Source organism: Synechococcus sp. BA-120 BA3 (assembly GCF_034931285.1).
Classification (GTDB): Bacteria; Cyanobacteriota; Cyanobacteriia; order PCC-6307; family Cyanobiaceae; genus Cyanobium.
Map to the genome: position 1 here is coordinate 1 of NZ_JAYGHZ010000082.1, position 5,363 is coordinate 5,363.

Annotated in this window: 7 protein-coding genes and 1 pseudogene; 4 read left to right on the top strand and 4 right to left on the bottom strand. The window is 71.2% G+C overall.

What is annotated here, in order from left to right:
* Positions 1–443: CDP-alcohol phosphatidyltransferase family protein (locus tag VB737_RS05135; RefSeq protein ID WP_500311695.1), on the top strand; the 443-nt coding region annotated here is incomplete at its 5' end.
* On the opposite strand, the gene VB737_RS05140 is transcribed toward VB737_RS05135, so the two are convergent.
* Genes VB737_RS05140 through VB737_RS05155 form a run of 4 tightly spaced genes read right to left on the bottom strand, consistent with a single transcriptional unit; the run spans position 400 to position 3,171 of the window.
* Positions 400–1,179: a VanW family protein gene (locus tag VB737_RS05140; RefSeq protein ID WP_500311697.1), complete on the bottom strand. Its 780-nt coding sequence runs from the start codon at positions 1,177–1,179 to the stop codon at positions 400–402. The two genes, VB737_RS05135 and VB737_RS05140, sit on opposite strands and share 44 nt — an antisense overlap.
* 9 nt (positions 1,180–1,188) lie before the next feature.
* Complete coding sequence (locus VB737_RS05145; RefSeq protein WP_500311699.1) at positions 1,189–2,106, bottom strand: NAD-dependent epimerase/dehydratase family protein; 918 nt, start codon at positions 2,104–2,106, stop codon at positions 1,189–1,191.
* A gap of 44 nt (positions 2,107–2,150) precedes the next feature.
* Entirely contained in the window at positions 2,151–2,948 is a 798-nt protein-coding gene (locus VB737_RS05150) for a COG3650 family protein (protein ID WP_500311701.1), read from the bottom strand.
* Positions 2,938–3,171: a hypothetical protein gene (locus VB737_RS05155; RefSeq protein ID WP_500311703.1), complete on the bottom strand. Its 234-nt coding sequence runs from the start codon at positions 3,169–3,171 to the stop codon at positions 2,938–2,940. Before VB737_RS05155 ends, VB737_RS05150 begins: the two co-directional genes overlap by 11 nt.
* Before the next feature lie 69 nt (positions 3,172–3,240).
* On the opposite strand from VB737_RS05155, the gene hisA reads away from it, so the two are divergent.
* The 3 genes and pseudogenes from hisA to VB737_RS05170 form a co-directional block, all read left to right on the top strand.
* Entirely contained in the window at positions 3,241–4,002 is a 762-nt protein-coding gene (gene hisA / locus VB737_RS05160) for a 1-(5-phosphoribosyl)-5-[(5-phosphoribosylamino)methylideneamino]imidazole-4-carboxamide isomerase (protein WP_500311705.1), read from the top strand.
* Positions 4,003–4,214: 212 nt separating this feature from the next.
* Positions 4,215–4,580, top strand: coding sequence for a Fur family transcriptional regulator (locus tag VB737_RS05165; RefSeq protein WP_500311707.1), 366 nt, complete (start codon positions 4,215–4,217; stop codon positions 4,578–4,580).
* A gap of 63 nt (positions 4,581–4,643) precedes the next feature.
* A pseudogene (locus VB737_RS05170) lies at positions 4,644–5,363 on the top strand (DUF3685 domain-containing protein); the annotation flags it as partial.

Here is a 5,363-nt window from a genome sequence, read left to right on the forward strand (position 1 = left end):
CCTGGGGGCTGCTGCTGCTGGGCGGCCTCAGCGACTGGGCCGACGGTGCCCTGGCCCGCCGGGCCGGCGGCGGGTCGGTGTGGGGGGCGCGGCTCGATCCCCTCACCGACAAGATCCTGATCAGCGCCCCACTGCTCTGGCTGGCCCATACGGGCGGCCTGCCGTTGTGGGCGGTGTGGCTGCTGCTGGCCCGGGAGCTGCTGATCTCCGGCTGGCGGGCCGGCCAGGGCAGCGGCGGCCCCGCCTCGCTGGGGGGCAAGGCCAAGACGATCCTGCAGTTCCTCTCCCTGCTGCTGCTGCTCTGGCCGCCCGCCTGGGGCCTGGGCCTGGGGCCAGGGCTGGTGGCCGCCCTGCAGGCGGCCGGCTGGTGGCTGTTCTGGCCGTCGCTGCTGCTGGCGCTCAGCTCGGCCCTGGGGTATCTGCGGTCCGCCCCGAGGGGCTGACCTGCAGGCCCTGCCGCTGTTCGTACAGCGTCGAGACCAGAAGACGCCGGTTGACCATCGTGTTGACCCGAACCCAGGGGCTTTCGAGGTTCACACGTTCAAATTCAATGTCGCAGGCCTTCAGGTCGGCGCCGGAACGGAGTTCACCGATCAATCTGTTCGGCTCCACCCGGAAGCCGAAGCCGACAGGAAAGGGGTGGGGATTGTGGAGTCGCAGGTCCTTGAATCCCCACACCACCGTGGCGTCGGCACCCAGGGGTGTGAAGCGCTGATCCTCCTCGTAGATGTCCAGGCTGTGGGGATGGCGTTCCAGCACGGTCAAGCCACCCAGCAGGGCCAGGTGGTACACCATTGAAGCCAGCTGGCAGAGCCCGCCGCCGTTGAGGGCAACAAGCTTTCCCCCGACGATGTTGCGTCCCGGCTGAAATCCATTGGCGGCATCGGGACGGCCGACCCGGTGCCAGAAGGACCAGGCCCTGCCGGCACCGATCAGGCCGCGATCCAGCAGGGTGGCGCCGCGGCGGATGTTGGCCCGTTTGTTCTCGAAGAAGTCACCGGGCATGATCGGCTGGATGAGGCCAATGGTTGGGTGCCTCACCAGGTCGTCCACGGCCGCGGCGTCCACGCCCAGGTCGCCCATGGAGCGCTCAAACCTGATCCCGTTGCGGCGATCGTTGCAGAGACGCCACCAGTGGCGGATCTCCTGACGCATCCCGAGGGGCAGACGTCGTCGCATGTCACCATTTCAGCCCAGCAAGGCCTCGTCGCCGCTGAAATCGGGCGTGGTCGGCATCCGCAGGGCGTAGTCGTTGGTGTAGCTGTCGGCCAGGGTGGCCTCCAGGTCGAAGGCGGGCTCCCAGGCCAGCTCGCGCCGCACCCGGTGGGTGTCGGTGAGGAAGTGGGCCAGGCGCAGGGGAAAAGCCTTGCGGGCCTTCTTGTCGAGGCCGGCCGGATCGAAGCTGCGGATCGCCACCGCCTCCGGGTCGGTGCCGCAGGCCCGGGCGGCGGCGGCCACCAGGCCCCGGAAGCTGATGCCCTGGGAGCCCGTGCAGTTGTAGATGCGGTTGGTGGCGGCCTCCACCTCGATGCAGCGGGCCATGGCGGCGGCCAGATCACTCACGTGGCCCAGCTGGGTGATGGTGCTGCCGTCGCCGGGGAGGGGCACCGGCCGGCCGTGCACGATGCGATCGAAGAACCAGCTCTCCACCGGGTTGTAGTTGCCGGGTCCGACGATGTAGGTGGGCCGGAAGCTGGTGAACGGGATGCCCTCCTGACGCAGCCAGGCTTCGGTGTCCAGCTTGCCGGCGTGGCGGCTCTGGGGATCGGTGGGGGCGTCCTCGTCGAGGGGCCAGAGCTCGCTGTCGGCGTAGACGCCGGCCGAGCTGACGTACACCAGCCGGTGGGAGGGGGGACCGGTGCGCGCGATCACCTGGCGGGTGTCCTCCACGGTGCGGCCGGAGCTGTCGACGATCACATCGAAGGGGCGATCCTGCAGGGCTGCGAGGCCCTCGGCGCTGCTGCGGTCGCCCCGCAGATGCTCCACCCCCGCCGGCAGCGGCTGGCGGCCGCGGGTGAACAGGCTGAGCTCATGGCCCGCCGCCAGCAGCCGGTTGACCAGGGGACGCCCCACGAAACGGGTGCCGCCCATCACCAGGATCCTCATCGCCATGCCGCGTCGGTGAGCGCCATTCAAGCGGCCGGCCCGGATCAGGGGCCGCAGGGGAGCGGCTGGCCCAGGCGCTCGAAGGGCAGCGGCAGCAGTTCCAGCAGCACCGTCCCGGGCGGTCCGCTCGCCCCTTCGGCCACCGGCAGCGGCACCGGCCGGTAGGTGCGGCCATCGAAGCGCAGCTCCTTGAGGCCGTCGGGGGCGCCGTGGAGGCTGGCGGGCATGGTGAGATCCAGCCAGCCGCGGTGGCGGTTGCTGATCACCGTCAGGGGCGACTGGAACAGGCCGTTCTCCGCCACCAGTTCCAGGCTGCCGTCGCTGTCCCGGAAGATCAGCAGGCTGCAGCCGCCGCTGGAGCAGGCATAGGACCCCACCACCACCGCCACGGTCTCGAGGCGGCCGTCGCCGTCCAGGTCGACCCGGTTGTGCAGGTAGCGCAGGGGCCCCACGTCGGCGCAGACCGGCAGGGTGGCCGTGGCACGGGCCTGCTCCCACTCGGTCTGGTCGGGATCGCCGGCCGCCGCGGGGGGGGAGGCCAGCGGGCCGCCGAACAGGCGGGCCCGCAGGGCCGCCTCCAGCCGGGGATCGGGGCGGTTGATCGGCGGAATCACCGAACCCGGCGGGGCCAGCGGTGGCGGCCTGTCGCGCGGATCGGGGCCATCGGGCCCCAGCAGGGAGCGGGGCGGTGGTGCCGGCGGCGCCAGCGGTGGGGGCGTCAGGGGCTGGGCCAGGGCTGGGCCAGCGCCGCCGATGGGCAGCAGCAGGGCGAAGAACCGCAGCAAGGTGCAGGCGCCCGGCAAGGCGATCAGCCTCAGGCGGCCCGTCCGCTCAGCCCCCATCGGCCCCGTCGGCCCCGTCGAGCGCGTCGAGATGCCGTTCGATGCGATCGGCCAGCGCCAGGCAGCGGTCCATCTCCTCCCAGAGCAGTTCCCGGCGCCGCGCATCCACGGCGTAGGAGCGGTGATGGAGATCGCGGCCCTGGTAGCGGAGCGCATCCCTGAGGCGGCGCCAGTCGTCTTTGGCGAGGTCGGGGGCGGCGAGGTCGGGAGGGGAGGGGGCCATCAGGTCCGCATCATCCGGGCAGCGTCATGGCACAGGATGGAGCCGACAGCGGCATTGTCCTCCCTTTCCATGCAAGTCATTCCCGCCATCGATCTGCTCGACGGGCATTGCGTGCGACTGCATCAGGGTGACTACGGCCGCGTCACCCGCTTCAGCGACGATCCGGTGGCCCAGGCCCGCGAATGGCAACGCCAGGGGGCCACGCGACTGCACCTGGTCGATCTCGACGGGGCCAGAAGCGGCGAACCCCGCAACGACGGCGCCGTGCAGGCCATCGCTGCGGCCCTGGAGATCCCGGTGCAGCTGGGGGGAGGGGTGCGAACGGCGGAGCGGGCCGAACAGTTGCTGGGCTGGGGTGTGGACCGGGTGATCCTGGGCACGGTCGCCGTCGAGAACCCGCAGCTGGTGCGCGACCTGGCGGGCCGCCACCCGGGCCGGATCGTGGTCGGAATCGATGCCAACGAGGGCAAGGTGGCCACCCGCGGCTGGATCGAGCAGAGCACGGTGGAGGCCACGGCCCTGGCCGCCAGCCTGGACGGCACCGGCGTGGCGGCGATCATCAGCACCGACATCGCCACTGATGGCACCCTGGAGGGCCCGAATCTGGCGGCCCTGCGCGCCATGGCCCAGGCCACCGCCCTGCCCGTGATCGCCTCGGGGGGTGTGGGCAGCCTCACCGACCTGCTCAGCCTGCTGAGTCTCGAGCCCCTTGGCGTGGACGGAGTGATCGTGGGACGGGCGCTGTACGACGGACGGGTGGAGCTGGCCGAGGCGCTGCAGGCCCTCGGTGACGGTCGCTGGCAGGATCCGCTGCGGTTGCCGATCGCCTGACATCGGCGGGGCGCAACGGTCCATTCCATACCGGTGATCAGGCAACTGCCCTATAACAGAGCCAATGTGTTCTGCGGCAACGTTTGCCTACCTCCACGACCACCGCATCCTCCGCGGCCTCGGGCCGCCGCGGCGAACCCGGTGATCGCCATGCGGTGGCCACGGCACCGTCCCATGTGGAGCAGGTCTACCAGCGGTGCCGTGAGCTGGGCATGCGGCTGAGCCGCCAGCGGCGCATGGTGCTGGATCTGCTCTGGGACGAGAAAAGCCATCTCTCCGCCCGCGACATCTTCGAGAAGCTGAACAATCAGGGCCGCCACATCGGCCACACCTCCGTCTATCAGAACCTCGAGGCGCTGCAATCGGCCGGGGTGATCGAATGCATCGAGCGGGCCAGTGGCCGTCTCTATGGCTATCGCGCCGACCCCCACAGCCACCTCACCTGCACCCAGTCCGGCGCCATCCACGACCTCGACGTTCTCCTTCCCGACCATCTCCTTCAGCAGATCGAGGAGCAGACGGGCTTTGCGATCGAGTCGTACACCCTGCACCTTTCGGGCCACCCCCGTCCCTGCTGAAGCGGCGGCACTGGAGAAACCCCGACGCCTTGGTTAAGGTCGGGCCAACCTTTCTCTCGCAACGTGGGACGACGTCCGGCACGGCCCCTTCCCCAGCTGCTGCTGTTCGCCGATCCCCTGGAGCGTGCGGGCCTCACCAGCTGGCTCGAGGGGGCCGGCACCAGCGCTGATCCCGACGCCTGGGGTGGCTGCCGGGTGGTCGACACGGAGGCGCTGCAGGGGGCACCCCAGCTCGTCCTCTGGTGCCTCGGCAGCCTGCCCGAACCCCAGGCCCTCGACGCCGAGAGCCGCCGTCTGCTGGAGCGCTGGTATCCGGCGCCGCTGCTGCTGCTGCTGCCCGCCAACCACCCCTATGGCAGCGATGTCCTGCTGCAGCTGCCGGCCCAGGGACTGATCGAGCAGGCCGATGCCGACAGCCTGCGGCAGGCGGTCACCACCCTGCTGGCCGGCGGCCGGGTCCTGGCCATCGCCGCGACGCGACGGGGCGACGATCCCGGCTCCTCCGTGCCGATGGGGCTGGGCCAGTGGCTGCTGCAGAGCGGCCTGCAGCAGATCGATGCCGAACTCCGCCTCTGCCTGCGCCTGCTGGATCCGCCGCCGGTCGACCTGCTGCCGTTGCTTCTGCTGCAGGGCCGGGTCAGGGAGCTGCGCCTGGCCCGGCGGCTGCTGCTCTGGCTCTGGGGGCCCGTGAGCCTGGCCTGGAGCCAGCCCCTCGACGGCCAGGGCGGGGTGCCCACCGCGCCCGCCGCTCCGCTGATCGCGAGCGACGCCCCGGCCCACGGG

Coding starts and splice junctions, on each gene's coding strand:
- VB737_RS05140 (WP_500311697.1), bottom strand. CDS start 1,179: ATGCGACGACGTCTGCCCCTCGGGATGCGTCAGGAGATCCGCCACTGG.
- VB737_RS05165 (WP_500311707.1), top strand. CDS start 4,215: ATGCGGCTGAGCCGCCAGCGGCGCATGGTGCTGGATCTGCTCTGGGAC.
- hisA (WP_500311705.1), top strand. CDS start 3,241: ATGCAAGTCATTCCCGCCATCGATCTGCTCGACGGGCATTGCGTGCGA.
- VB737_RS05150 (WP_500311701.1), bottom strand. CDS start 2,948: ATGGGGGCTGAGCGGACGGGCCGCCTGAGGCTGATCGCCTTGCCGGGC.
- VB737_RS05155 (WP_500311703.1), bottom strand. CDS start 3,171: ATGGCCCCCTCCCCTCCCGACCTCGCCGCCCCCGACCTCGCCAAAGAC.
- VB737_RS05145 (WP_500311699.1), bottom strand. CDS start 2,106: ATGAGGATCCTGGTGATGGGCGGCACCCGTTTCGTGGGGCGTCCCCTG.